This is a genomic window from Pseudoalteromonas sp. AOP31-A2-14 (assembly GCF_052378035.1).
GTDB lineage: Bacteria > Pseudomonadota > Gammaproteobacteria > Enterobacterales > Alteromonadaceae > Pseudoalteromonas.
Genome location: NZ_JBQSXI010000001.1, coordinates 110,471 through 136,233, shown reverse-complemented (window position 1 = coordinate 136,233; position 25,763 = coordinate 110,471). Strand labels below are relative to the sequence as shown.

At 40.5% G+C, this 25,763-nt stretch carries 22 protein-coding genes and 1 pseudogene; 10 read left to right on the top strand and 13 right to left on the bottom strand.

All coding sequences use genetic code 11. The features are described from left to right. Positions 1–176: 176 nt before the first annotated feature. The 4 genes from ACT3S9_RS00595 (at position 177) to nudB (ending at position 4,696) form a co-directional block, all read left to right on the top strand. The gene (locus ACT3S9_RS00595) at positions 177–1,115 is read left to right on the top strand and encodes a DUF4097 family beta strand repeat-containing protein (protein ID WP_441834880.1); all 939 of its coding nucleotides are present in this window, start codon (positions 177–179) and stop codon (positions 1,113–1,115) included. 89 nt (positions 1,116–1,204) lie between these two features. Further along, positions 1,205–2,173 (top strand): IS30 family transposase, encoded by a 969-nt coding sequence (locus ACT3S9_RS00590; protein ID WP_086959932.1) that lies wholly within the window; start codon positions 1,205–1,207, stop codon positions 2,171–2,173. A gap of 98 nt (positions 2,174–2,271) precedes the next feature. Beyond that, entirely contained in the window at positions 2,272–4,122 is a 1,851-nt protein-coding gene (locus ACT3S9_RS00585; protein WP_441834879.1) for a monovalent cation:proton antiporter-2 (CPA2) family protein, read from the top strand. Between the two features lie 130 nt (positions 4,123–4,252). After that, a complete protein-coding gene (gene nudB / locus ACT3S9_RS00580) occupies positions 4,253–4,696 on the top strand; it encodes a dihydroneopterin triphosphate diphosphatase (RefSeq protein WP_444750639.1) in 444 nt (147 codons plus the stop codon). A gap of 17 nt (positions 4,697–4,713) precedes the next feature. On the opposite strand, the gene ACT3S9_RS00575 is transcribed toward nudB, so the two are convergent. Both ACT3S9_RS00575 and ACT3S9_RS00570 read right to left on the bottom strand, forming a co-directional pair. Continuing rightward, a complete protein-coding gene (locus ACT3S9_RS00575) occupies positions 4,714–5,859 on the bottom strand; it encodes a DUF1624 domain-containing protein (protein ID WP_444750638.1) in 1,146 nt (381 codons plus the stop codon). Then, positions 5,849–7,927, bottom strand: a complete 2,079-nt coding sequence (locus ACT3S9_RS00570; protein WP_444751095.1) for a TonB-dependent siderophore receptor — start codon at positions 7,925–7,927, stop codon at positions 5,849–5,851. Before ACT3S9_RS00570 ends, ACT3S9_RS00575 begins: the two co-directional genes overlap by 11 nt. A 601-nt stretch (positions 7,928–8,528) precedes the next feature. Here ACT3S9_RS00570 and ACT3S9_RS00565 point away from each other — a divergent pair. Continuing rightward, positions 8,529–8,774, top strand: coding sequence for a DUF3297 family protein (locus ACT3S9_RS00565; protein ID WP_441834876.1), 246 nt, complete (start codon positions 8,529–8,531; stop codon positions 8,772–8,774). 351 nt (positions 8,775–9,125) lie between these two features. Next, positions 9,126–9,338 carry a DUF3299 domain-containing protein gene (locus tag ACT3S9_RS00560; protein WP_441834875.1) on the top strand — a complete coding sequence of 71 codons (213 nt, stop codon included), beginning with the start codon at positions 9,126–9,128 and terminating at the stop codon, positions 9,336–9,338. A gap of 67 nt (positions 9,339–9,405) precedes the next feature. Here ACT3S9_RS00560 and ACT3S9_RS00555 read toward each other — a convergent pair whose 3' ends face one another. Genes ACT3S9_RS00555 through ACT3S9_RS00530 form a run of 6 tightly spaced genes read right to left on the bottom strand, consistent with a single transcriptional unit; the run spans position 9,406 to position 14,162 of the window. After that, positions 9,406–10,425, bottom strand: coding sequence for a CobW family GTP-binding protein (locus tag ACT3S9_RS00555; RefSeq protein WP_444750637.1), 1,020 nt, complete (start codon positions 10,423–10,425; stop codon positions 9,406–9,408). Between the two features lie 56 nt (positions 10,426–10,481). Then, positions 10,482–11,396: a GTP cyclohydrolase FolE2 gene (folE2, locus tag ACT3S9_RS00550; RefSeq protein WP_444751094.1), complete on the bottom strand. Its 915-nt coding sequence runs from the start codon at positions 11,394–11,396 to the stop codon at positions 10,482–10,484. A 17-nt stretch (positions 11,397–11,413) separates the two neighbouring features. Beyond that, positions 11,414–12,742, bottom strand: coding sequence for a dihydroorotase (locus tag ACT3S9_RS00545; protein ID WP_444750636.1), 1,329 nt, complete (start codon positions 12,740–12,742; stop codon positions 11,414–11,416). An 11-nt stretch (positions 12,743–12,753) separates the two neighbouring features. Next, on the bottom strand, positions 12,754–13,167 hold the full coding sequence (locus ACT3S9_RS00540) for a MerC domain-containing protein (protein WP_444750635.1): 414 nt from the start codon (positions 13,165–13,167) through the stop codon (positions 12,754–12,756). Positions 13,168–13,203: 36 nt separating this feature from the next. Next, a complete protein-coding gene (locus ACT3S9_RS00535) occupies positions 13,204–13,659 on the bottom strand; it encodes a Fur family transcriptional regulator (protein WP_444750634.1) in 456 nt (151 codons plus the stop codon). Further along, on the bottom strand, positions 13,656–14,162 hold the full coding sequence (locus tag ACT3S9_RS00530; protein WP_444750633.1) for a ZrgA family zinc uptake protein: 507 nt from the start codon (positions 14,160–14,162) through the stop codon (positions 13,656–13,658). Before ACT3S9_RS00530 ends, ACT3S9_RS00535 begins: the two co-directional genes overlap by 4 nt. Positions 14,163–14,250: 88 nt before the next feature. Between ACT3S9_RS00530 and ACT3S9_RS00525 the strand changes: the two genes are divergently transcribed. Together ACT3S9_RS00525 and ACT3S9_RS00520 are read left to right on the top strand one after the other, a co-directional pair. Next, positions 14,251–16,644 carry a TonB-dependent receptor gene (locus ACT3S9_RS00525; RefSeq protein WP_444750632.1) on the top strand — a complete coding sequence of 798 codons (2,394 nt, stop codon included), beginning with the start codon at positions 14,251–14,253 and terminating at the stop codon, positions 16,642–16,644. 33 nt (positions 16,645–16,677) lie between these two features. Next, a complete protein-coding gene (locus ACT3S9_RS00520; RefSeq protein WP_444750631.1) occupies positions 16,678–18,072 on the top strand; it encodes a 5-methyltetrahydrofolate--homocysteine methyltransferase in 1,395 nt (464 codons plus the stop codon). Positions 18,073–18,180: 108 nt separating this feature from the next. Here ACT3S9_RS00520 and ACT3S9_RS00515 read toward each other — a convergent pair whose 3' ends face one another. Beyond that, a complete protein-coding gene (locus ACT3S9_RS00515) occupies positions 18,181–19,482 on the bottom strand; it encodes a DEAD/DEAH box helicase (RefSeq protein WP_444750630.1) in 1,302 nt (433 codons plus the stop codon). Between the two features lie 817 nt (positions 19,483–20,299). Between ACT3S9_RS00515 and ACT3S9_RS00510 the strand changes: the two genes are divergently transcribed. Then, a complete protein-coding gene (locus ACT3S9_RS00510) occupies positions 20,300–21,712 on the top strand; it encodes a UvrD-helicase domain-containing protein (RefSeq protein ID WP_444750629.1) in 1,413 nt (470 codons plus the stop codon). Between the two features lie 3 nt (positions 21,713–21,715). Beyond that, on the top strand, positions 21,716–22,375 hold the full coding sequence (locus ACT3S9_RS00505; RefSeq protein WP_444750628.1) for a DarT ssDNA thymidine ADP-ribosyltransferase family protein: 660 nt from the start codon (positions 21,716–21,718) through the stop codon (positions 22,373–22,375). On the opposite strand, the gene ACT3S9_RS00500 is transcribed toward ACT3S9_RS00505, so the two are convergent. The 4 genes and pseudogenes from ACT3S9_RS00500 to ACT3S9_RS00485 all read right to left on the bottom strand — a co-directional run bounded on the left by ACT3S9_RS00500 (position 22,368) and on the right by ACT3S9_RS00485 (position 25,676). After that, positions 22,368–23,057, bottom strand: coding sequence for a DarT1-associated NADAR antitoxin family protein (locus ACT3S9_RS00500; RefSeq protein ID WP_444750627.1), 690 nt, complete (start codon positions 23,055–23,057; stop codon positions 22,368–22,370). The genes ACT3S9_RS00505 and ACT3S9_RS00500 overlap by 8 nt on opposite strands. A gap of 35 nt (positions 23,058–23,092) precedes the next feature. Then, a complete protein-coding gene (locus ACT3S9_RS00495) occupies positions 23,093–24,469 on the bottom strand; it encodes a restriction endonuclease subunit S (RefSeq protein WP_444750626.1) in 1,377 nt (458 codons plus the stop codon). Further along, positions 24,469–25,428: pseudogene (locus ACT3S9_RS00490) on the bottom strand (HsdM family class I SAM-dependent methyltransferase); the annotation flags it as partial. The gene ACT3S9_RS00495 and the pseudogene ACT3S9_RS00490, both read right to left, overlap by 1 nt. Then, entirely contained in the window at positions 25,386–25,676 is a 291-nt protein-coding gene (locus tag ACT3S9_RS00485) for a Fic/DOC family N-terminal domain-containing protein (protein ID WP_444750625.1), read from the bottom strand. The pseudogene ACT3S9_RS00490 and the gene ACT3S9_RS00485, both read right to left, overlap by 43 nt. Positions 25,677–25,763 lie beyond the last annotated feature (87 nt).

The following is a 25,763-nucleotide window of genomic DNA, read 5'->3' as shown; positions in this document are numbered from 1 at the left end:
AAGGATGCCATGTGCATCCTTTTTTAATTATTTTTTAGTGTATTTAACTACTTATTAGTAAACCTACGTTTTTAACAAACACACAACCTAAACAAAAACAACAGCTTATAACTGGTCTCTTTTTTGCTCTATTGTGCTCAGACTAAATTCAAACAATAAAGATAAAAGGATTAAACATGAGTTCATCAATAGTACCTCGCATTACAAAACCACTGTCACTTATTGGCGGTATTTTATTATTAAGCGGCTGTGTATTTCACATATCGCCAAGTGTGGCTAGCGTAAAACAAACACAACAACTTACATTACCAAATAATAATCTTGAGTATTTAAATGTGTTAAGCGGCGCTGGTAGCCTTGAAATAAAAGGCTCGCAAACAGCCACCAGCATTAGTGTTAACGCCACTATTTACACAGCCGACATTGAAGACGAATACGAACTAACGCTCGAGCAAGACGGTAAACAGGCAAAGCTTGTTGCCCAAAATAAAAGCCGTAATGGCATTAGCTTTTACAGTGGCCAATCTCCACATATTGATTTAGTTGTTACTGTGCCAAATAATCTAAATTTAGATATTGATGATGGCTCTGGCGATATTGTAATAAGTGCTATGCAAAGCAATATGAATGTAAAAGACGGCTCGGGTGATTTAACTATAAGCGGCGCTAAAAGCCTAACTGTTGACGATGGCTCAGGTGAAATAAACCTTGAAAACATCGTGGGTAATTTAGAATTAACCGACGGCTCTGGCAGTATTCATATAAACAACGTAAGCGGCAATGCAACTATTGAAGATGGTTCGGGCGAAATGCACGTGAGCAACGTAAGCGGCTCGCTAGACGTTGAAGATGGCTCGGGTGATATAGTAATAAGCCATATAAACGGAGCTGTTAATGTTGATGACAGCTCTGGCGACATGCTTATTGAGCATATTGGCTCAAACGTAACAATTGAAGACAGCTCGGGAGATATTCGCGTTAATCATGCAAAGGGGCTGGCTATTACTGAGTCGGGCTCGGGTGATGTAAGTATCGATAACATTAGCGGTTCAGTAAAAGTAGCTGACAAGTATGAGCTAAAAATAACGTATTTTAAGCCACATGAATTATTGTAATCCTAAATTCGGATAATAAGTGCAATTTCTCAGATTAGATGGCCAGCTGTTATAATTCGGCCATTTTCTCGCCAAAGGAAATTGCTTTAATGAAATATAAACAGCTGACACAAGAAGAAAGATACCAGATTTACGCGTTAATAAAAGCAGGAAATAACCAAAAGCAGATAGCTGAAGAACTAACTCGTTCACCGTCATCTATTTCTAGAGAGCTAAAACGCAATAAAGGACTTAAAGGCTATCGGCCTAACCAAGCCAATAACTTTGCTGAACAAAGACGTAAGTCATCTTTCAAAGCAAGTAAGTTAACAGAGGACGTCACTCACTGGATTAATAAATTGTTGCATGACGGACTTTCCCCTGAGCAAGTGGCAGGCCGCTTAGCTTTAGAGAAACAGGTCGTTTTACATCATGAAACAATTTATCAATATATTTACAGAGACAAGGCTCGTGGTGGCAAGCTACATAAGACACTCACTCGTGCATGTAAAAAGTATAAAAAACGCTATGGAAGCTATGATAAACGTGGACAGATAGTTAATCGAGTCAGCATTGATGAACGCCCAAGTATTGTGGATTCAAAGTCTAGGATTGGTGATTGGGAGGGCGATACAGTGATAGGTAAAGGGCGTAAAAATGCGCTTGTCACAATGGTTGAACGTAAAACGTTATATACAGTCGTTCACAGAATTGAAAGCAAGCATGCGAAAATAACAGCCGATGCGCTGATCACGTGTATGACACCATATAAAGGTAAGGTTATTACCGTGACGTTAGATAATGGAAAAGAGTTTGCTCACCATGAGCATGTTGCACAAAAATTAGAAGCTGATGTGTATTTCGCTCATCCCTATTCATCATGGGAGCGGGGCATAAATGAGAATACCAACGGCTTACTTAGACGCTTCTTCCCCAAGGGAACTGACTTTATGGCGCTAAGTGAAGCAGAGATACAGGCGGCAGTTGATAAGCTCAACCATCGGCCAAGAAAAACAAGAGGGTATAAAACCCCTCATGAATTATTTACGGGGCAATCAGAAGTTCTGGTGGCTGCATAATGATTGCACTTAATACTTGAATTCAAGAATTTATAAAAACCTAAGTCATTCTATTTATGCTCAAATACCTTGAGCATAAATAGACCTAGGATAAATGCGTGTTAGAAATTGCTTTAATTTACTTAGCAGCAGCCATCGTCGCTGTTCCTATTGCAAAACGAATCGGACTTGGCTCAGTGTTAGGTTATTTAATTGCCGGAATACTCATTGGCCCTTATACGCTGGGTATTGTGGGCGATCAAACTGATGTAATGCACTTCGCCGAATTTGGCGTAGTAATGATGCTGTTTTTAGTCGGCCTTGAACTACAACCTTCGCGTTTATGGACATTACGCCACTCTATTTTAGGGCTTGGCGGCTTGCAGGTGGTACTGACCGCCGCAGCTATTTTTGCATTTTGTTATTGGGTTTTTGCCATGCATTGGCAAACCGCACTCGCTATTGGTTTAATGCTGGCGCTCTCCTCTACCGCTATTGTACTGCAAAGCCTTGAAGAAAAAGGCTGGCTAAAGCAAGAAGCCGGACAAAACGCGTTTTCAGTATTATTGTTTCAAGACATCGCAATTATTCCTATTTTAGCCCTACTGCCACTGCTCGCATTTGCCCCGCAAACCAGCTCAAAAGAAATCAGCGATTCAATTATTGCAAGCTGGTCTGTATGGCAACAAGTATGTATATCGGTTGCGGTTATTGCCGCTATTATTGCCAGCGGAAAATATGTATCGGCGCCGTTATTTAGATACATCGCCCAAACGCACATGCGCGAAATATTTACTATTTTTGCACTGTTTTTAGTGGTCGCTATTGCGCTAGTTATGCAAAGTATTGGGTTATCACCTGCACTGGGTACTTTTTTAGCCGGCGTTGTACTTGCCGAAAGCGAGTTTAGACACGAATTAGAAGCCGACATAGAACCCTTTAAAGGCTTACTATTAGGATTGTTTTTTATAACTGTTGGCGCATCAATTAACTTTGAACTGCTATTTAACGAATTTATTACCGTTATAGGCTTAGTGGTTTTACTCATTGTAGTTAAAGCCTGCATTTTATTTACCCTTGCTGTTACCTTTAAAATTAACCGAAGACAGCAGTTACTATTTGCCCTAGCGCTGGCCCAAGGCGGTGAGTTTGCCTTTGTACTGTTAAGCGTAACCACTACGCTCAGTATTTTAACGCCCGAGCAAACCAGCCTTGTTACCTTAGTTGTGGCGGTATCAATGTTAATAGCGCCGTTACTACTTATGGTTTATGAACAAATACAAAAACGCAGCAGCAGTGCTATGCCTGAGTTTGATAATCCAGAAAAAATTAGCACCGCTAAGCACGTAATTATTGCGGGCTACGGCCGTTTTGGTCAAATTATAGGCCGTTTACTGCACGCGCAAGGGTACGAAATTACCGTACTTGATCACAGCCCTAGTCAAATAGAGTTACTACGCCGTTTTGGCAAAAACGTATTTTATGGCGATGCCGCACGCCAAGAACTCCTTGAAGCCGCAGGCGCAGACACCGCGCAAATGCTGGTAATTGCAATTGATAATCCCGATAAAACCATTGAGATAATTAAACTTGCACATAAAAACTATCCGCAGCTTAAAATTGTTGCTCGCGCAATCGATCGCCGCCATGCGTATCAATTACTTAATTTAAAAGTAGATGCGTTTAACCGCGAAACAGTCGACTCAGCTATTAACCTTGCCGTAGAAACACTCGAGTTACTAGGCAACACTAAGCAAGATGCAGAGCGAGCAGGTAAGCTGTTTAGAGACCACGACCGTGCTGCAGTACTGCAGCTTGCTGCATTATGGGGAGACGATGCCAGCTACGGCGTAGCGGTTCGCCAACGCATGGAAGATTTAAAACAAGTTCTACAACAAGATAAACAAGCTCAGAGCGACTTAAATACCTGCGATAGCAGTGATTGCGAGGAGCGCAGTAAAAATACTTAGCGTTAAATTATTACTGTAACTTAGCTGCATTGTCGTATTAAGAGTATTTGTTAAACATAAAGCCAGCACTTCTAGTTTCTAACCCAGTGCTGCGCTAAACTATCGACAACTAAGTTATTGGGTATTTATCTTGACTGAAAATGCGACTCTTCGTCAGCCTTATTCTGTATTAGTGGTTATTTATAAAAAGAGTAAAGATTTTTTACTGATCCAACGTGCTGATGACGCAAATTTTTGGCAATCGGTTACTGGTGGAATTGACGAAGGTGAGAAGCCACTAGAAACAGCATACCGGGAGCTTTTAGAAGAAACAGGTATTGATGCCCGCGCATTAGGCATAACCATACGCGAGCATCATAAAACCAATCAATATGCTATTCGTGAACAGTGGCGGTACCGATACCAAGACGGTGCACTAATAAATACCGAGCATGTCTTTAGCATCTGTGTGCCAGACGATACAGCCCCCCTATTAGACCCTAATGAACACACCGACTTTATATGGCTCACCCAACAGCAAGCCGCAGAAAAAGCGTGGTCACCCAGCAATCGTGATGAAATACTTAACTTATAATCACCTTAAAGTAGAAACTACAAATACTTTAACCACGGCTTTTGGGTTGTTCGCTTGTACTGACTAAACCACTTAGTTGGCCAATATAAACCTAGCGCTAATGAAGCCGCAATTAGCCAAATCCAACCAATGTGATCAACACCAAAATAACTAGCCTGATTAGCACCATACACAGCATGCCCAATAGCGTATAACACGAGCAACGCATAAAGGTGCACTATATAGAAAAACATAGGCACAGAGCCATAAATGCGCAGTGCATTTAAAAATCGATTTAATGGTCTTTCAAATAGCCAGAGACCAAAAAACATCATTGCGATCGTTATAAGTAAAAAACTTAATGATGGTGGATACTTAGTAACATTAAATACCGACATTAAGGTCTCTGAGGGGCTTGTAAACTGTTGCCAAGGCAACGTTTCACCATAAATATTAAAGCCACGCAAAACGGCAAACAGTGCAACACAAGTTAAACCTAAACCGACTAACCATTGTTTTCTATCACCACTATCGCGACTAGCTGCATATAAAGGGCCTGCGCAATAACCAAGTAATATCACCCCAATCCAAGGCAGCACTGGGTAACTAATTTTTACATCGATTAATCCACCTTGCGAGATGTAACCACGATCGTGCAGTATAGTCCAAAGTGTATAACCCCACTCATCTGGACTAAAGCTGATTGGTGTTAGTAAGTTATGGCCAAATACAATCAGTAAACCTAACCCCAATAACACCCGTTGCGGCAAATTAATTAGTAGCGCAAGCATAAGCATGCATAAACCGATTGCCCACATCACTTGCAGCCAAATAGTGTGAAAGTAGCCCATCCAGGAAAAACAAATAACAGTGACTTCAAGGGCGATTAAAAACACCCCCCGTTTAATTAAAAAGCTACGTGCTGAACGCGTAGCACCATTCGCTGGATGGCTATATAACCACGCCGAAAGGCCGGTCAAAAATATAAAGGCAGGCGCACAAAAATGCGCCGCAAAACGACTCCAAAAAAGCCCAGGGCTTGTTGCGTCTACATCCATAGGATCAGAAACCTGCATGTGCAAAAAGAATCGCTCACGAACATGGTCAACAAGCATTAGTAATATCACCACACCACGCATTATATCGATGCTGTGAATACGACTTTTAACTTGCTCAGAAGTCATACATTAAACCAAGCTTGAATTCTGTTGGTGCACCAGGGTAAGCCCATAAAGCGTTGTAACTACTGGCGATATAACTTTCATCAAAGACATTATCAACATTGAGTGACACTACCGTACGCTCGGTTGCTTGCCATTTAGCAAATAAACCCACTAATTGGTAACTTGGTAGACGAAATGTTAAATCCGCAGGATCGCCAAGTCGGTCTGAAATATATTGATAATGGCCACCTACTTTAATCTCTTGCTCAAATACGCGGGCGTCATGATTTAATGAAAACGAAAAATTATTCTCCGGTACGTTAACTAATGGGCTACCTTTGGGAATTGGCACCAACCAATCAGCATTAACGACATCGTTCGCTGTTTCAGCTTTTACGTAAGCATAAGAGACTGAGTATTCAGTATTAGTTCCTAAACTGCCAATTACATCAACTTCCACACCTTTACTGTTTGCTTTACCAACCGGTGCGGAATAACCAACATTAACAGGATCGGCCACTAGCATATTGCTTTTGTTAGCATCAAACAGTGCAATCGTACCGCTGATGTCATCAAAGCCAAATTTCAAACCAACTTCAAATGAGTCACTTTCTTCAAAGCCAAATGGTTCACCTTGCGCATCAGTACCGCTTAATGGCAAAAAGCCTTCTGAATAACTGGTGTAAAAGTTAATTGCATCGTTTAGTTCATACACCATACCAAAACGCGGACTGACACGGTTTTCTTTACTATTTGAGGCGACACCAGATTTGGTTTCAAGAATGTCTTGTTCGATTTCATCAAAACGCAAACCCACCATTACTTTAAAGCGTTCAGTAATATCTAATTGATCTTGTAAATAGATGCCATACGCATTTTGCTGTTCGTTGTTTTCATATTGCATCTCAACATCAGGGCCTTGCTCAGTGCTGTAATTTGGCTCATAGATATCAATAGTATATGTGCCATTACCGCCACGATAACGATACAGCCCCGTGCGTAGTTCGTAGTCATAAGCATCAGCGCCCAGCAAAACATGATTAGTGATCCCCGCTAATTCAAAGTGACCACTGAGCTCAAAGCGCAAGCTTAAATCTTCAGACTCATAATCTCGATAGCGATGTTGACGTGTTAAGGTATGGCCATCATCAAACAATGATTGGCGTGATGGCGAAAGTTCCGCGTCAGAAGAAAAACCATTTAGTGTTGCTGTACGGTAGTTTGCACCCAGCAATAATGTCCAATTACTACTAAAATCATAATCATAGCTTAGCTGATGACCCCGAGAATGAACCTTAGTAGGGCCATCGTTTGGATTACCTAAAAAGCGATCTTCAGGCACGGTATCAAAATTATCGTTAAGAACCACGATACCGCGGTCATACATTTGTTGCTGATCAACATATTCAAATTCGTACGTTAATGATGATTCATCGTTAATTTGATAATAAAGCGAAGGTGTTATCACAAACTTATCGTGGTGTACGTAATCTCTAAAACTGTCGCTATCTTGCCATGCACCGTTGATTCTAAAAGCGATATCATCTGTAAGGCCGTTAGTGTAATCACCTTGTACACGTTTATGATTGTCACTACCAAGCTCAGCTTTTAATTGACCTTGTTGATAAAACTGCGGCTTTTTGGTAATAATGTTTATTGTGCCGCCAGGCTCAGAACGACCATATAGAGCCGACCCAGGACCTTTCAATACTTCAATGTAGTCGATATTTGACACGTCACGTGGACCCGCAAACCCTTTGCCACCACTAAAGCCATTAATTAAGTAACCCGACGGCATATTCTCATTACCTGATAAACCACGAATTGAATAGCTATCCCACAGTGCACCGCCGTTATTTTTACGAGAGATACTGGCAGAGAAATCCAACGCATCTCGAAACTTAGTAATACCATTATCAATCATCAAATCTTGATCTAAAGTAGTAATAGACTGTGGAAGCTCTTTAAGCGGAATATCACCTCTAAAGGCTAGTTTGTGTTCAATAGTAATTGTTTCTATATCTGACTCTGTAGCAACAGATCCAAATGAGATTGCCGCAACGGCTAAAGATAATGCAGAGTATTTCATAATCAATTTATAACTTATCAGGTAATCAATATTTATTGTTATAATATAACAAACCGACACGCCATTGATATGTTGTAACATTTAATTTTTAGCCTAATTCCTTATTTATTTTACTGAAGTAAGCACTTAAAATGGCAATAAGGTTAAGAAAAGACCAATAATTAAAATAAAAACATTACTCACTTTTTTATTGCTAATAACATCGCAATTAATTCACGGCCAAACTAACAGCATCTCTGCTCAGCGTCCTCTCGCTGACATTCAAGTAAAATTTTTAGATCCGCAAGGTAGCTAGCACCGATTACAAAGAATACCTAATCGCCAATCCGCTCGAGAGTTACTAAGTGTAGAAGAGAAAGATTGTGTGATTAGTCGTTTTAATATATCGACCAATGGGCAAGTTAAAGATATTGAGATTAATAGCATCGAGCCAACACGCTCTAGCAAACAGCTATATAAAGTAACTCGCTAGTTAATACTCGCTTGGCGCTGGCCTAAGCAAGAACAAACCTGCGATTAAACATTTATGCTTTAGCGCTATTGAGCCCAGAGCCTGTATTGCCTACAATAGCGCACAATCTATTCAATGCAGATCACAATTATGACTGATACAAATAAACCTGAGTTACCAGACCAATTATCTATCAATCCACGCAGCAAGTTTTATGTTGAAGAAATATTTGAACATGAAATTGGTGTCACCTTAAACGGCAAAGAACGTTTTGACGTTGAAGAGTATTGCATCAGCGAGAGCTGGATCAAAGTAGCCGCACCAAAAGCACTAGACCGCCGTGGTCAGCCTTTACTAATGAAAGTAAAAGGCACTGTTGACGTGTTTTATAAATAAACACTCACCTCATTGTCGCCGCTTTTATCTAGCAGACAATGAGGTATGCAACGCACTTTTATAGGCTGCACATGCTGGTAAAAGTGCAGTTATTACCGCAGCCACAGTTATTAACCCTGTCATCAGCAATATGTGCCTAGTAAATAAACTTCCAGTCACAAATAAACCAAATTCTGTTGCTAACTAATCACCTGACATCATTAAACTTGCACTAAGCAGTAGTACTGACCCCACACTTGCTACAAGAATAATCACTAACGCAACGCCTCGACCAAAATTAAACTAAAAGTAACTAGCGGGCTAACACCAACAAGTATTAATACTGCAATTTCAGCTTTGCGTGCACCATAGATGCAAACAACATGGTTAATAAACCCAATAACGACGATAGAAGTATTTGATCAAAAAGCCATTCGCATCCCAGAGATCATCTTACCTTTAGCATCAAATGCAAAGCAAAATGTCACTAAATTTTTTAAAGTTCCTTACTTTCGCGTATGTTTTTATATGCCAGCACCGCTGGTCGAATCAAATATGAACCGCTTTGGTTGGAGAGTACGTTAATAATTGAAAGCATTGAAAACAACGTGGCTAGTTAAGCGCACCGCCTACAGCTAAACAGTGTAAAACCTTACGAAGAATGAGTAACAAGGCATGCCATTAATTGCGCCTGCCAATTACCATCTGTTTGGGTGGCGATTATTTCGAGGCGGCTTTCAGCCACTTCCTCTAACGGTAACTCTGTTAAGGTATCTGCTGTAAAGTTGTAACTGAATGCACCTTGCTCTGTGAGCATAACAGCCTTCACACGCTCTACTTGTAAGCCACTTAACCAAGTGTACAGCGTGTCTCTGTTAAAAACTTTATCTGGCGCAAAGCGCCAACCAATAGCTTGGTAACCTTCGCCTTTATTTTCAACCATTAGCATGCCAGATGCGGGGATGGCGACGCTGTTCGTATCTAAAGTATGACTTTGGTGCTCGTGGTGCTCGTGGTGGGCATCATGAGGCCACGCCGTCTTTGAGTCACCATTTAGCAGCACAGGTTCAATTAAACCTTGCTCAGTAAAAATCACCGGAGTTTGCTGACCCTTGCGTGCTTTGACATAGTCTTGCAGTAGGCTTTTATCTCCTGCTTGATAAAGGTCTTGTTTATTACCCAAAATAATATCGGCAATATCTATTTGTTGATTAAAGGTATCGTGACTTGTGTAGCGCGAATCGTGGAGCTTGGTGGCATCGACCAGCGTCACATTATTTTGAATACTTAACACATCTTGATAGTGCGCAGAGCTTAACGTTTGTAATACTTCTTTTGGATGACCAAGCCCTGTAGGCTCAATTAATAACCTGTGAGGCTGGGCCTGCTTTAATAATTGGTTTAGCGCAACTTGCATAGGCAACCCAGCTGTACAGCACATACAACCACCGGGCACTTCTGTTATAAATACGTCGTCGCTTTTTCCATTTAAGTTATCTAGTAAGTCACCATCAATCCCGATTTCGCCAAACTCATTGACTAATACAGCCCAACGTTCATTACTTGGTTTATGTTTAAGTAATGACAAGATAGCCGTTGTTTTACCCACACCTAAAAAACCAGTAATTATATTAGTTGGAATGCGTTGTAATGGTTTAGTACTTGAGTTCATAAATAGAGCTTATAGCCTAACGAGAAGAAATGATGCAAAGTTATAATTACTAATAATTATAACTTGTCGTAGCCTTGTGGAAACTTATAATCAATAACCACCGCATTGTGAGCATGTAAACTTTCTTGATGCTCAACCTTAAACCAATAATCCGATATTTTCTCGTTGTTTTCCAGCGCTTGTTTCAAACGCCGAGCAGCATCTTCACAAAACATCAGGTTTTCGGCATTTAATTTTGCAAATGCTTGCTCGTCTTCGCGTTTCACCGCTGTTTGTACAGGCGTACCAATCACGTCTTCAAAGTTTTTGATCAGCGCTGAAAAATCAGGTAACTCACGATGCTGTAATTGTAACTTTAAATAAGCAAATGAGCGTTGACTATGCGGTGTAGCAACAGACCCTTGTTGCGAGGCAGCCCACGCTAGCAATGCTTCTTTTGATACGACTTCTTCACTAAATTGTGTGGCAATTGCGTCACTCATTGCTTGTCTTGATAGCGCAGCAGAGCAAGGGCAAGTGCTAGAATAAGGAATACTTAACGACAGCTCTGTATTCATTTTTTCATTGATATATTCACAACGAATACTTATCGGGTAAGTTTGATAGCCAAATTGCCCGCTCAGCAAAGCTGGCTTTCGTATAGTTAATTCAAAATCTAACTGCAGTCTTGCAGCTAAACTTAAGCCCTCTTGTGAGCTAACGAGTGTCTGTAGTAAAGCTGTGAGCGCCCCCATTGTAAGTGGCTCATTGGTTAATGACTCTTTTAATCTCAAATACAGCCGCGACATATGAATGCCTTTAGCATCCGCCTTATCTAAACTCACAAACACATCCGCTTTAGCAGATAGTGATGAACTAGGTTGCTCTGCAAGTGTTATTGGCAAAGCTATACCTTCCATACCCACCCATTTTAAAGGTAACGAAGCCGTTGTAAGTTGTTTTGATGTAACATCAGGTAAATTCATATTTATTATCTATCTTTTCATTCTTAGCGATTAAATAACAAAGGCATAGCAATGCCAGTTGTTGTAATTAGGTTTTGACCATCAAATACTTGCTCGCCATTAACCCAAGTAGCCTTAATTTTTGCAAGGAAGCGGTGACCATCAAATGGCGTCCAACCACATTTATAGCGGGCTGTTTCATGGCTTGCGAGTGTTGAGTCATTCATATCAACTAACACTAAATCAGCGAAGTAACCTTCACGAATAAAGCCTCGGTCTGAAATGTTGTATCGTAATGCAGGATTATGAGCCGTTTTTTCAACCACTTGCTCTATGGTTAAACGTTGTTGTTGCACATGCTCAAGTAGAGAAAGTAATGCGTGCTCAACTAAGGGGAGGCCTGCAGGCGCTTGGCCATAAGGAACCTGCTTTTCATCCCATGTATGCGGCGCATGATCGGTGGCAATAATATCAATTTGACCATTGATCACTCCTTGCAACAACGCATCACGATCACTTTTAGCTTTGATCGCAGGGTTACATTTAATCAGATTTTTGCGCTGCGCGTAGTCCTCTTCGCTAAACCATAAATGATGAACGCAGGCTTCGGCAGTAATATGTTTATTACGAATGTCACCTGTTGAAAACAAGCTTAGCTCTTTTTCTGTCGTAATATGTAGCACATGCAATTGGCTCTGGTGCTTTTTAGCAAGCCCGACAGCATAAGATGAAGAAGCATAACAGGCCTGCGTATCACGAATAATAGGATGATGTTGTATTTCTAGCGTCTTCCCTTGTAAGGTTTCAAGGTTTTTGGCTATCACTCGTCCATCTTCACAGTGTGTAACAATAAGCGTTGGACTGTGTTTAAATATTTCATCTAACGCAACTGGATGCTCAACCAATAAGTCACCAGTCGATGCGCCCATAAAGACTTTTACCCCACAGTGACGCGTAGGATCGAGCCGTTTTATCTGTTCTAAATTGTTTTCGGTGGCACCTAAATAAAAGCTATAATTTGCCAAAGATCTATCGCGCCCTAGCGCAAACTTATGCTCCAATGCTTCAATGGTCGTAGTTGATGGGCTCACATTAGGCATTTCCATAAAACTAGTAATGCCACCAGCAACCGCCGCCCGCGACTCACTCGCTATGTTACCTTTATGCGTTAAACCAGGTTCACGAAAGTGCACCTGATCGTCAATCATACCGGGTAATAAATAACAGCCATCAGCGGCAATAACCATATCTTTAGCTTGCGCTGAAATATCCGTAGCTATCTTATCGATACGACCATCGACAATTCGTACATCGGCAATTTGTGATTTGCCCTCATTAACTATGTAAGCCTGTTTGATTAATGTTGTTTGCAATTAATTTATTCCTAATCTTTTTTCGAACATAGACAGTTTTCTGGACCGTCTATTTTACATTGCCGGTAATTTAACCAATGCGTTACCGCAATAAGTACCGAGCCGACTAACGTCAATGCTTTTTCCCCATGAGTACCAAGGAGCTTTTCATCAACAAAAACAGCCGCCATCAGAAATATCATACCGACAACCCCCACAAGAATATAAGTAACCTGTTTATGCTTATTACATCCCAAACTCAATGCCAACAAACTGCTCGGAATCACCGCAACTAGCATCCATAAATGAAATTGTTCATTCTCAAGAAAAGAAGCACCCAAAGTAGGTAATAACGTTAAAATAATTGGAGTAGCAAAGCAGTGGAGCGTGCACATGAAAGACAGCCCAATAGCAAAACTATCCATGAGTGTTTGATTAGATTTCATTCCTTCACCTTTTTGTTCATCAATAAGTTAACTAATTCATCGACACTGATAACATCGCCCTGTGATTTCTAATTGTGAATCAGATGCAGAAAAACCAATGCTCTGTAACTCCTCAAATAAAGACTTAACAGTGTCGTTAATATCTTTCACTTCTGTCACTTGATTACATGAACTACAAATTAAAAACATTGGAAGCGAATGAAAGGCATCATCAACTATTTGACTGCAAGCCATAAACTTATTCTCTGATTTTAACCTATGAACCAAATGAACCGATTCTAAAAAATCTAAAATGCGGTAAACGGACATAGCAAGAATAGGTGTATCCATTTTCTTGTTAAATAAATCTGTTAGCTCATAAGCCGATAAAGGTTTATTAGCACCCAGTAAAATTTCCAGGACGTGCTGGCGTTTTTCTGTAAATTTTTTACCTTCGCGTTCACACTTTTTACTAGCAAAGCGAATTATTTTTTTTAGTTGTTGTTGATTCACATTGACCAATCTAAATTAGGTTTATTTGGCTCAAGTACGACCGCTCCTTGACCCTTATTATGACTCCATTGCACATCTACTTTTTGCAATGAAGAGATCCATTCAAAAATAGTTAAAGTCAGTTGATTAATCGGCGTTTTACAGTGTAGTAAATACTCCACAGTAATATCGTGATGTAAATGGCCACTTGTACTGGGTAGCTCATAATCGCTTTGACTTAGCGTGCACTCGCTATCAATATTAATAACTGAATCTATTTTTAATAATCGCTCTGTAAGAGCCGAAACGTGTTGAATTTGTTCTGGTGTTTCTGGTTGATGCTCAAAACCAAGCACATCTTGCGCAGGTAACATTAATTCTATATGCCACTGGTTTTGTTGCTGAACTATAAATAACTCACCTTCACCATACACATGTTGATGCTGGTGACTAAAAGCAGCAAAACTTAATAATGAAAAAAACAATAACTCTAACTGTAAATAATGCTTTCCTTTAAAATTCATCTCAGATCTCAATAAACATTAGCCAACCACAATTGATATAGTATAACATATCAAACATTATACAACATAACATTTACAAGGTGGTCAAATGAAACGAAGATCTCAATTAGCAATTTTGATAGCAGCTTTATTACCAGCAAGTGCGCTTGCCAAATCAATTGAAGGCACTGTAGTTAATAACCAAGGTAAAGTTGTCACCAACGCAACAGTGGAAGTAGAAGGCTCAGATATAAAAGTAAGCACAGATAAAAGTGGTAAATTTATAATAACTAATCTTGAGAGTGGCATCAAAGAACTCCATGTTGTTGCACCTGGATTTGCACATCTTCATAGTGACGTCACTATTGGTAACGATGAAAATAAATCAGTTTCGTTCACTTTAGTACGCTCACCTATCGAAGTAATTGATATTGAAGCCACCCCAATTCATATGTCTGCAATGGAATCAGCCGCGCCTGTTAGTGTTTTATCTGGCGAACAATTAAGGCGCGAGCAAGCGTCAACACTTGGTGATAGCCTAGAAAAACTACCCGGTGTAAATACCAACTTTCACGGCAAAGTAGCCAGTACACCTATTATTCGTGGCTTAAGTGGCCCTCGCGTATTAATCACTCAAAATGGCCTTGATGTAAGTGATGTTTCACGCGTAGGCCCTGATCATTCAGTCGCTTCAGAAGCATCAACAGCACAACAAATCGAAGTATTACGTGGCCCTGCAACATTATTTTACGGCAGTGGCGCGATTGGTGGTGTTGTGAATATAGTTGATAACCGTGTACCAACAGACAGCACAACGCGTGGCGAATGGAATCTAGAGCATAACTCTGTTGATAATCAAAAAGTGGCTTCGGTTAATGCCACCACAGGCACAGATTCATTTGCTTTTTACGCTGATGCATTTTGGCGTGAATCAGATGACTATGAAATCCCTGTAGCTGCCGAAATAGACCACGACGACCATGAAGAACACACTGATGACTACACGGTTGAAAACAGTAGTGAAGAATCTAACGGCTTCACCGTAGGTGCAAGCTATTTAATGGATGAAGGGTTTGTAGGTATTGCTATTGAGCAATTTAACCGTCAATACGGTATCCCTGGTCATACTCATGGCGATGAAGAAGAACATAGCGACGCAGAAGAAAGCGTCTATGCCGATTTAGAACAAACCAAAATTCAACTACTCAGTGAGTATAACTTAGACAACGCATGGTTGAATAAAATCAACACGCGTGTAGGCCACACCGAGTACGAACATGCCGAAATTGAAAGTGGCATAATTGGTACTACTTTCAAGAATGAAACCAATGAGTTACGCGTTGACTTATTACATAACCAATTTAACGAATGGAATGGTGGCTTAAGCTTCCATTACAAAAAAAGCGATGTTGAAGCACAAGGTGAAGAAGCCTTTACTCCACCTTCACAAACACAAAGCTTTGCGATAGCGCTGATGGAAGAAAAGCACTTCGGTGACTTTTTATTACAACTAGGTGGTCGTGTTGAACATGTGACCCTAAATGCCGACAACGTGCTACTACCTAGCGTTGATGCTCACGCACACGACGAAACCGAAGAAATTGACGATCACGATCATGAAGAGCATGCTGACACTACTCGCGTATTTGACGTAGAGCATGAGTTCACTCCTGTCAGCCTATCAACCGGTGTGGTGTGGGACTTTGCGCCTAGCTACAACTTAGGGTTATCTGTATCTCGTTCAGAGCGTGCTCCATCAGCGTCAGAGTTGCTATCATTCGGTGCTCATATTGGTACTGCCAGTTATGAAGTCGGTGCACTTTTTGATATTCATGATGGTCATTTTGAGCTATCTGACCAAACTATTGATTTAGAAACCGCTAATAATATTGATTTAACCTTTCGCAAAACTCAAGGTGATATCGGTTTTATTTTTAACGCTTTCTATAACCAAGTAGACAACTACTATTACCAAGTCGACACAGGGCTATATGCAGAAAGCGGCCATAGTCATGGGGATGAAGACGGTGACGTACACGACCACTCATCTGAATTGCCTGTTTATTTATTCAAAACTGATGACGTAATTTTACATGGTTTTGAAGCGCAATTTGCTTGGCAGTTAACGGATGAGTTTAAAGTAGATTTATTCTCAGATTACGTTCGTGCTCGCCTAAAAGATGGTGGCGATTTACCCCGTACTCCACCACTTCGCTTCGGTACCGAGCTTAGTTATCAAACAGAGAAACTAAGTGCACACCTGCACGTAACTCGCTACCAAGATCAAGACAATACAGCACCTGAAGAAACAGCCACAGACGGTTACACCATGCTTGATGCGAGTGTTTCTTATGACTTATCAGTAATAAATCAAGATGTTTCACTATATCTGCACGGCACTAACTTAACCGATACAGAAGCACGTGTGCACAGTTCATTTTTGAAAGATATTGCACCACGTCAAGGACGTAGTTTTGCGCTAGGTATACGCGGTTATTTTTAAACGCTAAAAAAATTATAAATAAAGGAAATTAACATGACTAAACTATTTAAACTAAAACTAATTGCACTGGCAATTAGCAGCACATTAATCACGGCTTGTGGCGATTCAGAAACCACGATTGTTGAAAAAGATCCGATTGAGGTACCTGAAGATGATCACGACGACGGCGATGATCATGACCACGATGATGAATACGCAATTGACTCATTGGGCAGACTTGCCGTACTTGCTGGTGACAGTAACGCAGCAAACTTCTTTGATTTAGATAGCAATGAACTACTAGATTCATTCTCTCTTACCAATGAGTCAAATACACTATCTGCATCTCCTGATTTTCGTTACGCAATAATTACCAGCCGTAGCCAAGATTACCTAGGTTTTATTGATGGTGGTTTATGGCGCGAAGACCATGGTGAACACCTGCATGATTATAAGCAAGGTCCAGCACTTAGCAGTTATGAACTTACATCGGGTAGTCGCCCAACCCACCTTATGGTTCATGATGGTCAATTGGCTATATTTTACGATGGTGATGCAGATTCAGGCACAGTTGCATCTGTTGAAGTATTAACAGATAACGACATCACAAGCGCAACTGATACCCTACCTGGTATTAGCTACGATATAAATATGCACGGTGTTGCAGAGCCTCGCGGCGAGCATTTACTATCAACCATTCGTCGCGATGATGCAGAAACCACATCAGCTTCAACAGTGCTACCTGATCAAGTGGGTGTTTATCATTTTCATGATGGTGAATATGAGCTTGAACAAACTTTAGAGCTTACTTGCCCTGATTTACATGGCGCAGCACAAAACCACGACTATGTTGCCTTTGGTTGTAGTGACGGCATACTTTTAGCTCACCAACATGATGACGAGTACCACGCTGAAAAAGCAGCAAATATTGATGCAGTTGGCGACTTACGTATTGGTACTTTATATGGCCATGAAGACAGTGAAACCTTTATTGGTGTTGCGTCTGGTCACAGTGGCGGCCCTGCGGTAATCGTAAGCATCAACCCTGCGGAAGCTGAAATGGAAGAGCTGGAATGGCAACTAGACGAAGGCGCAAGTGCTGTTTCTTACTCTTTCTCAGCCAACGGCGAGCACTTTTTAGTTTTAGACAGCCTAGGCTTTTTTAACGTACTTGAAGCACATGAGCATGACGGGCACACACATTGGGAACTAGCAGGTCAAGTTGACATCACTGAAGAGGACGTAACAACGATGCCTGAAGGCATGAGTTTTAGTATGACAGTGGCACAAAATGGTCAGTTTGCTTATGTAGCCGACCCAATTACTCAACACGTTGTGCAAGTACACCTCGAGGACTTAGAGATTGAAGGTGAACTAGAACTCACATTCCCACCAGCGGCTATCACTTGGTTAGGTATTGCTGAAGAGGAAGAAGAACACGATCATTAAACGCGTAGCGTGTTTAACTGTTAACTTTTTGGGCTAACGCCACAAAATGAAAAAACCCCGTAATTAGCTTAACTAATTACGGGGTTTTTATTGTGCTTTAGCGACTCTCTATTTACGGCGCCAGCCGCTCCATACATCATCTTCTTGATTGGCTTTTTTCTTGTTCTTTTTCTTACCTGTGCCTTCAGGCTTGGCCATTGGCTTATCGTTTTTAAGCGCATCAGCTGCATCAAGGTTTGCTTGGTTTACGGCAAAGCCCTTAACTTCTTCACGCTCTAAACGTAGTTTGTTTTTCTTCTCGATTATTTTAAAGTGGTGAAAGTCATCATAATCAATGAGTGATAATGCCAAGCCCACTTCTCCAGCACGGCCACTTCGGCCAATGCGGTGCATGTAATCGGCAGGGCTGCGCGGTAGGTTAAAGTTAATTACCACAGGCAACTTTTCAATATCTAAACCACGGGCTGCAATATCGGTGGCAATTAGTACTTCTATTTCGCCGGCTTTAAATTTTTCAATTACGCGAGTACGCTCACTTTGGCCTTTATCACCATGGAACACTTGTGCATTAACACCGCGTTTTTCAAGCTTACTAGCTAAGTGCTCACAGTCTTTTTTAGCGTTTACAAAAATCAGCGCTTGGCGCCATTGATGCGCTTTAATTAAATGCGCTAAAACGGTGGTCTTTTCGCCTTTATTTACGCTAAATACACGCTGTACTAAAGTACTTTCCTCTTTACTTTGTACTTGTATTTCAACAGGGTCGTTTAATAGATCTTGTGTTAATAGCTTAACTTGCTCTGGGAAAGTTGCTGAAAACAACATGGTTTGTTTTTTTGCAGGCATTAATGCTAACAGCTCTGCAAGTTCTTCAGTAAAACCAAGGCTCAATAGTCGGTCGGCTTCATCAAGCACCAATGTATTTACTTTATTGAGCTTAATCGCATTACTTGAGATTAAATCAAGCAAACGCCCAGGCGTTGCCACGATAATATCCGCGCCGCCACGTAGAGCCTGCATTTGTGTATTAACCGACACACCACCAAATACCGCCACCGTTTTAATTGCGCCATTAAAGTTAGCAGAATACGATTTAACGCTATCGGCTACCTGCGTAGCAAGCTCGCGTGTTGGCACTAAAATAAGCCCTGAAACAAAGTTACCTTTGCTCGCTGCTTTTTTAGCGCCTTGCTCTACAAATAGCTTTTGTAGCATAGGCAACGCAAACGTCGCTGTTTTACCTGAGCCCGTATTTGCCCCCGCAATTAAGTCACTGCCCGCCAAGATGCTTGGAATTGCTTTTGCCTGAATGGAGGTAGGTTGCTTGTATTCAAGGTCATACAATCGAGCAATTAGCTCTGGAATAAGGCCAAGTTCGTTGAAATTGCTAGGGTTTGCGGCTGAGGTCATAAAAAGTGCGGGCTCATTACTAAAAATAGCCTGCAATTTTAGCGTATTTATTGCCCGTTAAGTAGGGATTAGTGATTTTAATGTAGTTTAGATAACAGCTGCGCGGTTAGAACTAAAGTTACGAGCTAGTTTGAGTAAATCATCTGCTCTTTTATAATTAGGTTCGCAAAAATCTCTGTATACTTTAAGTCACCGACTATTTTAGGAATTTGAAATGGAAATTTTAGTATTACAACAACAAAATTATTTCCCGAGATAGATTCCGTTACAAAGTTTTTAAAAGGTAGAAAGTAATATACTGAAGCAAAGCTCAAAAAAAAGGATAATAATGCTCGGAAAGATGATTTTATAGGCTAAAACCTGCTCTCTGGCTAATTAGTATCACCAAACATTAAAAAAGGCGCATTAAGCGCCTTTTTATCTTTAACAGGTGTATGATTATAATAAAGTTTGATATTTTTAAACAAATCCAAATTGCTCTTTAAAAAGTAGATTAAATTTTTCTTGCAAACTAGCAAACTACCTACCTTTCTTTATATTTTAGAACCTAATCTTTATGTTTTAGTCTAGGGTGATTATAAATTCGAAATAAATGAGTTCTTTCTCTTATAAATTGATGCTGCCGTTGAGCCCATTTTGAGAAAGTTCTGAATAATTTATTTAAAGCAGATGCTTGCATCATTTAAAGGTGCGGGTTCCAAAAATTAGTTTATCACATAGTTAACTAATGATGTTACTATACACTAGAACTGTATACTTTATAATAATCAACAGGTTAAGAATAGGGGGGGAGGGTAAATTGTTAAAGCGTATTACATTGGTTGGTGAACAAAGAAAAGTTCTCACTTTAAATCACGAAGGCCCAATACAAATTAAAGGGGCTGCGGGTAGTGGAAAAACTACAGTAGCTGTTTACCGAGCATGCCATTTAATGGATACCCATGCTGACATGTTTGAGCCTAGTAAAGTAGCTATTTTCACTTTCGGTACGACTCTATCAGCTTATTTGTCTACGCTAACTCACGGCCTTAACAAAAATGATTACTCTAGTATGAAAATTATAAATTTTCATAAATGGGCTTTTGCTTTCATCCGCCAAAATGGTAGAAACTTGTATGGGAAAACACTTTTCGATAATCAAATACAGTCAATATTGGCTCCAATAATCCGTTCTATTCCTGAAACCACTGAAAATTCACGAATTCTGAATAAATCCCTAGATTTTTTCACGGATGAAATTTCATGGTTGAAAGGTAAGCTTATTGATTCTAAAGATGAATATATCTCAACGGTTCGCTCTGGAAGAGGCACAAAGGATAGGGTAACAGCTAAAGATAGAGAAACTATATGGGAAGTTTTTACAAAATATAATCAAGCGTTGCTAGCGCAAGGTAAGGTTGATTTTGATGATTATGCCTTGTTGGTTCTTGATATTATCAAGGAAAAAGGCAGTGCTTTTGAGCCCCCTTTCACTCATTTAGTGATAGACGAAGCGCAAGATTTAAATAAAGCTCAAATGGCAGTATTAGTTAAAATTGTATCTAAAACCACTAATAGCATCACAATAATTGCTGATGCAGCCCAGCGTATTTATAAAAGTGGCTTTACCTGGAAAGAAATAGGTTTAAATGTGGCTGGTGGTCGAACAGTCGAATTTAAAATAAATTATCGTAACCCCCAACCTGTAGCCAAAGCGGCATTATCATTATTAGCCAAAGACAATGACTCTGAAGAGTTTACGAGTGTAGAAGTTAATACGACCGGGGGTGATAAACCGGTTATTAAAAAATGTAATAGCTTATTTGAAGAATACGCATTTATTGCTGCGAGCATTCAAAAAATAACACGTAACTCACCCAATGAAACAGTTTGTATATTACATCGCACCAATAGAGGTGTAGATAATGCAGTTAGACAATTAGCTGGGTTTAACATTGAGGCAGTAAAAGTAAAAGCTAATGATAGCAATAGTTCCGTAGTTAAAGCGTTAACTATGCAGGGAGTCAAAGGGCTACAATTTGACCATGTCATTATTTTAGATTTAAATGACGACAATTTGCCTATTCTGTCAGGCTTTAGCGAGCCTGACGACGACCTTCACTTAACGACTGAAAGACGCTTACTATATACCTGTATGACACGAGCAATGAAATCATTACTCATTACCTATTCCGGCAAACCCTCTCGATATATCGCTGAGATTGACCCTGGTTTGATTGAGTTGCAATAGTTAATGACAATCACACAACGTATTAACGAAAGAAAAATCGATAGTCTCTATCATTTCACTACTATTGAAAATCTATTTAGTATTTTAGAGCGGGAATTTATTTATTCCCGCACCTTAATTGATCAACTTAAACTAACAAATGATGGGTTTTACACTGGGGATTATGTTGATCATATGGACCCTGAACGGCTTGATGGTTTAAGAAACTACATTAACTTAAGCCTATCTCGCCCTCATTGGTATTTGTTAAATAAGTATTCTAAACGCCCAGAATTAAAACATTTTGATTGGTGTATTTTACAATTAAACACTGAACCTTTATTGCGGCCAAGCACTTTGTTTTCAGTCTGTAATGCAGCTTCAAATGCATCAAAAAATTATGGTATTAATCCAGGGCTAAATGCGTTCGACAACATGTACAAAGAGCAAATTAAAACGCCATCTAAAACATATAGTAGACAAAACCTACCGTCGCATTTCACCACTGATATTCAAGCGGAAGTGTTAGTCAAAGATCAAATTTCGATTCAAAACATTAAAACTGTTCATCTCCCAAGCGAAAAAAAATTAAAACAGTACCAAGCAGCATTTAATTTACTTTCTTTAAAGTCTGACTTATTCGCAGTAAACGAACCATTATTTACTGCGCCTATCCTTAGATAAGATTCCTTTGTACAGGCTTCTGTATAGTTTCTCCTAAGTCTTGCATCATCAGTTGCTTATATTTATTCGAGTCTTCTAAAACGGATTGTAATTGACCTGAGTTAAATAGAGCAATATACAGCGCAACAGAGCGAGCCTGACAGTTAAAGCTTTTAGCCGGATTGAATTCAATATCGGTAAAACTATCAAACGCTAAAACGGCTGAGGCTAATTCACTTTGACGATGTAATGCGTTTATGTATATCCAATCATAAAATAAGGTTTTAGGCTCTAAAGGCCACACACCTTCTTTTCCTCTAAAACCGACCATATCACCTGATTCTTTTAATCGAATATCACGTTTCGCCTCTAGTGGTGTTGTTTTTAACAAATCTTTAAACGGACCGCCCTGTTCAAATATCTTTGCTGCTTGAAAAATGTTTTCTACGGCCACGTATTGTCCACTGCCTAATTCAACTTTTAAATTAAATGCACTAAGGGCAGTGCCTATTTCCAAACTACTTTTCGAAGAAATCTCTAATGACGATTTTCCTAGCCCTAATGCATCAATAGCTTCATGAAACTCCACAATTGACTTTTGTTTCTGCGAAACGGCAAAGCCAGCATGCCACTTAAACTCAACCATAACCTCCTTAACAAATGGGAACCCCTTTGACGGGATGAAAACTGGTCTACTGGCCATTGTGTATTGTTTCCTTTAATATTCTCATATTGTTTTTATTTTGCCTTTTTCACAGCTTTCTTCTTGGGTCTTTTTTTACTTGAAAGCGCCTCACGTTCAGTCTTAATCTTCGCGAGCAAAGCTTCTGTGGAGTTGTCACCACTAATTAACTCGGGGTTTTGCGCGCGCCAATCGGCAGTGAGTTCACCGCGAAACGCTTTGGCTAGTATAGATTGAGTGAGGTTGTTGACCCGTTCTTGTGCCGCAGTGGCTTTTTGTTCGATGCTATCAGCAAAGGCGAATAATTCTTCGACACGACGGACGATTTCGGTTTGCTCGGTTTCGCTTGGCAGATCTACTGTGATTTCTCTAACTTTATTCAAGTTTAAGTTTGGCTGAGCCCCACCAGCAGCCGCCTTTCTTGTTTCTACATAATTCTCTTGTAAGCGCAATTTAATAAACTCTTTGCTTACTTTAGTTTCATCTACAAGAATTGCTGCACATGCCTGATTACATGTAGCCTCTAATTTTATCTCTGTTACTTGACCTCGCGTTTTACCTTCGCCATACATTGCCAACAAGAGCGTGCCTATTGGAAATAGCTTCAAAGTGCATTCTTTAACTGCCAGCTTTGTAACGAATTGCTCAGCTTTGAATGTTAATGCCACCCCTGTTGCAGCGCTTGTTAGCCAAGGAACATCACCTCCATCCCAATATTCTACATTTGTTTTTTTTGGGGTTTTACCTGTAGCTACCTGCGCCAATGCTCCAATATTAGTTGACACCCAACTTTCAATTGAAACGTCGTTTTCTTCTCGCCACTCTTCCGTCAGCTTCCCACTCACCGCGGCGGCGAGGACGGATTGGCGGAAGGTTTTTAGGATTTGGGGGATGCGGTCGAGGCGGGCTTTGGTGGTTTCCACCTGTGACAGTAGTTTATCGAGTTTGTCAGCAATGACTTTTTGTTCGGCTAAAGGGGAGAGTGGGAACTTTAGAGCTCTAAGTACTTCCAAGCGAATACCTTTAACGGTAGTGCCTGTCCCTAAGCTTTCAATTAACTTCGAGTTTGATCGATACCAATTAACTAAATAATCTCTTTCTATCCCAGTTGCGTGAAACAGAGCTTTTAAGTCTTGATTTATGGCCGAATCAAAATTGGCAACCACGATCTTTCCTAAGCTCATCCGTGTGGCAACAATTGGAGTGCCAGCAGGTATAACATTAGTACTACTGTTTTCAACAGCTTCTTGAGTAATATGATCAACTGTATCCTCAAGAGTATTCTTGTTCATATCCTTGACGCTCATCCAAGGAATAGCTCCTTCGAAATAGCTAACATTTGATTTGCTAGGTGTTCCACCACCGACAATCGACAATAAAACATCATCAAGTGAGGCATCAAGCCAGCCATCAGGCAGATTAATTTCAGTCATTAATTCTCCCCTTCCAACGCCGCCAGTAATTCGTCAATTTCATTTAACGCTTCGGTGAGTTCGCCTTTAGCTTCCATCGCTAGTACCGTAGGTTCTGGCAAATCCGCTGCATCAACACTGTCTTTGTCTTTTAGCCAGCTAATATCTAGCGAGTCGTCTTTGATATTGGCTATCCACTCGCGACTAAAGCAGCGCCAGCGGCTGTGTAAAAGCTTGTCGTCAACATTTTCGTTTTCAACTGCGGCTTGTTTGTCTACCGCGATTTGTTCGGCACCAAAGCTATATTCACCTTGGGTACGAGGGCTGAGACCGTCAGCATTATCACCATAAACAGTTTCAAACGGCGCTAAGTGACTATCACCAAACGGGGTGCGTTTGCCAAAGCTTGGCATGTTAGTACGCAGGTCGTACACCCACACGTTTTCGGTGCAATTTTCTTGCTGATGCTTGTCGGTCGCGCTGCCTTTGGTAAAGAACAACACGTTAGTTTTAACACCTTGGGCGTAAAAAATGCCGGTTGGCAAACGTAAAATGGTGTGTAAGTTACACTTATTCATCAGGTCACGGCGTACATCTGTGCCCACGCCGGCTTCAAACAAAACGTTGTCGGGCAATACTACAGCGGCACGGCCACCGGGTTTTAAGTTGCGATAAATGTGCTGTAAAAACGCCAGTTGCTTGTTGCCTGTTTTATAGGTTAAATCGTCACGGGTATTGCTGGCCTCGCCCCCTTTGCTGGTACCAAACGGCGGATTAGCCAAAATTATATCGGCGCCCTTTAATGCTTTACCGGCATCGCCCAGTGCGTTCCCTAAATGTATTACTCCTTCGGAGCTTTCAGCCGTTAAAGAGCCGCCTTCCATACCGTGTAATAAGCAGTTCATTAATGCTAAACGGCGCGTGTTAGGTACAAGCTCTACACCCACAAATGCGTCGTTTTTTTGAAATTCAGATTGCTTGCTGCTTCTTCAAACAAGTTAGCTTTATAAAGTTCATCGTGTGTTGTTACGATGTTTTCTACTTCTGAGCTATCTTTTGCTTCTTGTAGGGCGAGTGTATTAATCAGTATGGCTTCGTTGGGTATGCTTGCGGCAACGCCTTTTAGCTCTGCTAAATGACGGTGTGCTGTGGCGGTTCTTTTTAAAACTGCACGGGTTTCCCACTGTTCAATGTTAGGGAGAGGTAAAGGCTCAATATAGATCGACATAGATAACTTTTATCCTTTTTTATACATGTCTGTTTGGTTATGTATAAATTGTTTAGAAAATTATACATAAGCTATATAACATGTATA

What these genes read in the sequence shown, in the direction of transcription:
- ACT3S9_RS00595 (WP_441834880.1), top strand. Translation starts at nt 177, where the DNA reads ATGAGTTCATCAATAGTACCTCGCATTACAAAACCACTGTCACTTATT.
- ACT3S9_RS00590 (WP_086959932.1), top strand. Translation starts at nt 1,205, where the DNA reads ATGAAATATAAACAGCTGACACAAGAAGAAAGATACCAGATTTACGCG.
- ACT3S9_RS00575 (WP_444750638.1), bottom strand. Translation starts at nt 5,859, where the DNA reads ATGACTTCTGAGCAAGTTAAAAGTCGTATTCACAGCATCGATATAATG.
- ACT3S9_RS00570 (WP_444751095.1), bottom strand. Translation starts at nt 7,927, where the DNA reads ATGAAATACTCTGCATTATCTTTAGCCGTTGCGGCAATCTCATTTGGA.
- ACT3S9_RS00565 (WP_441834876.1), top strand. Translation starts at nt 8,529, where the DNA reads ATGACTGATACAAATAAACCTGAGTTACCAGACCAATTATCTATCAAT.
- ACT3S9_RS00560 (WP_441834875.1), top strand. Translation starts at nt 9,126, where the DNA reads ATGCAAACAACATGGTTAATAAACCCAATAACGACGATAGAAGTATTT.
- ACT3S9_RS00555 (WP_444750637.1), bottom strand. Translation starts at nt 10,425, where the DNA reads ATGAACTCAAGTACTAAACCATTACAACGCATTCCAACTAATATAATT.
- ACT3S9_RS00540 (WP_444750635.1), bottom strand. Translation starts at nt 13,167, where the DNA reads ATGAAATCTAATCAAACACTCATGGATAGTTTTGCTATTGGGCTGTCT.
- ACT3S9_RS00530 (WP_444750633.1), bottom strand. Translation starts at nt 14,162, where the DNA reads ATGAATTTTAAAGGAAAGCATTATTTACAGTTAGAGTTATTGTTTTTT.
- ACT3S9_RS00525 (WP_444750632.1), top strand. Translation starts at nt 14,251, where the DNA reads ATGAAACGAAGATCTCAATTAGCAATTTTGATAGCAGCTTTATTACCA.
- ACT3S9_RS00520 (WP_444750631.1), top strand. Translation starts at nt 16,678, where the DNA reads ATGACTAAACTATTTAAACTAAAACTAATTGCACTGGCAATTAGCAGC.
- ACT3S9_RS00515 (WP_444750630.1), bottom strand. Translation starts at nt 19,482, where the DNA reads ATGACCTCAGCCGCAAACCCTAGCAATTTCAACGAACTTGGCCTTATT.
- ACT3S9_RS00505 (WP_444750628.1), top strand. Translation starts at nt 21,716, where the DNA reads ATGACAATCACACAACGTATTAACGAAAGAAAAATCGATAGTCTCTAT.
- ACT3S9_RS00500 (WP_444750627.1), bottom strand. Translation starts at nt 23,057, where the DNA reads ATGGCCAGTAGACCAGTTTTCATCCCGTCAAAGGGGTTCCCATTTGTT.
- ACT3S9_RS00495 (WP_444750626.1), bottom strand. Translation starts at nt 24,469, where the DNA reads ATGACTGAAATTAATCTGCCTGATGGCTGGCTTGATGCCTCACTTGAT.
- ACT3S9_RS00485 (WP_444750625.1), bottom strand. Translation starts at nt 25,676, where the DNA reads ATGTCGATCTATATTGAGCCTTTACCTCTCCCTAACATTGAACAGTGG.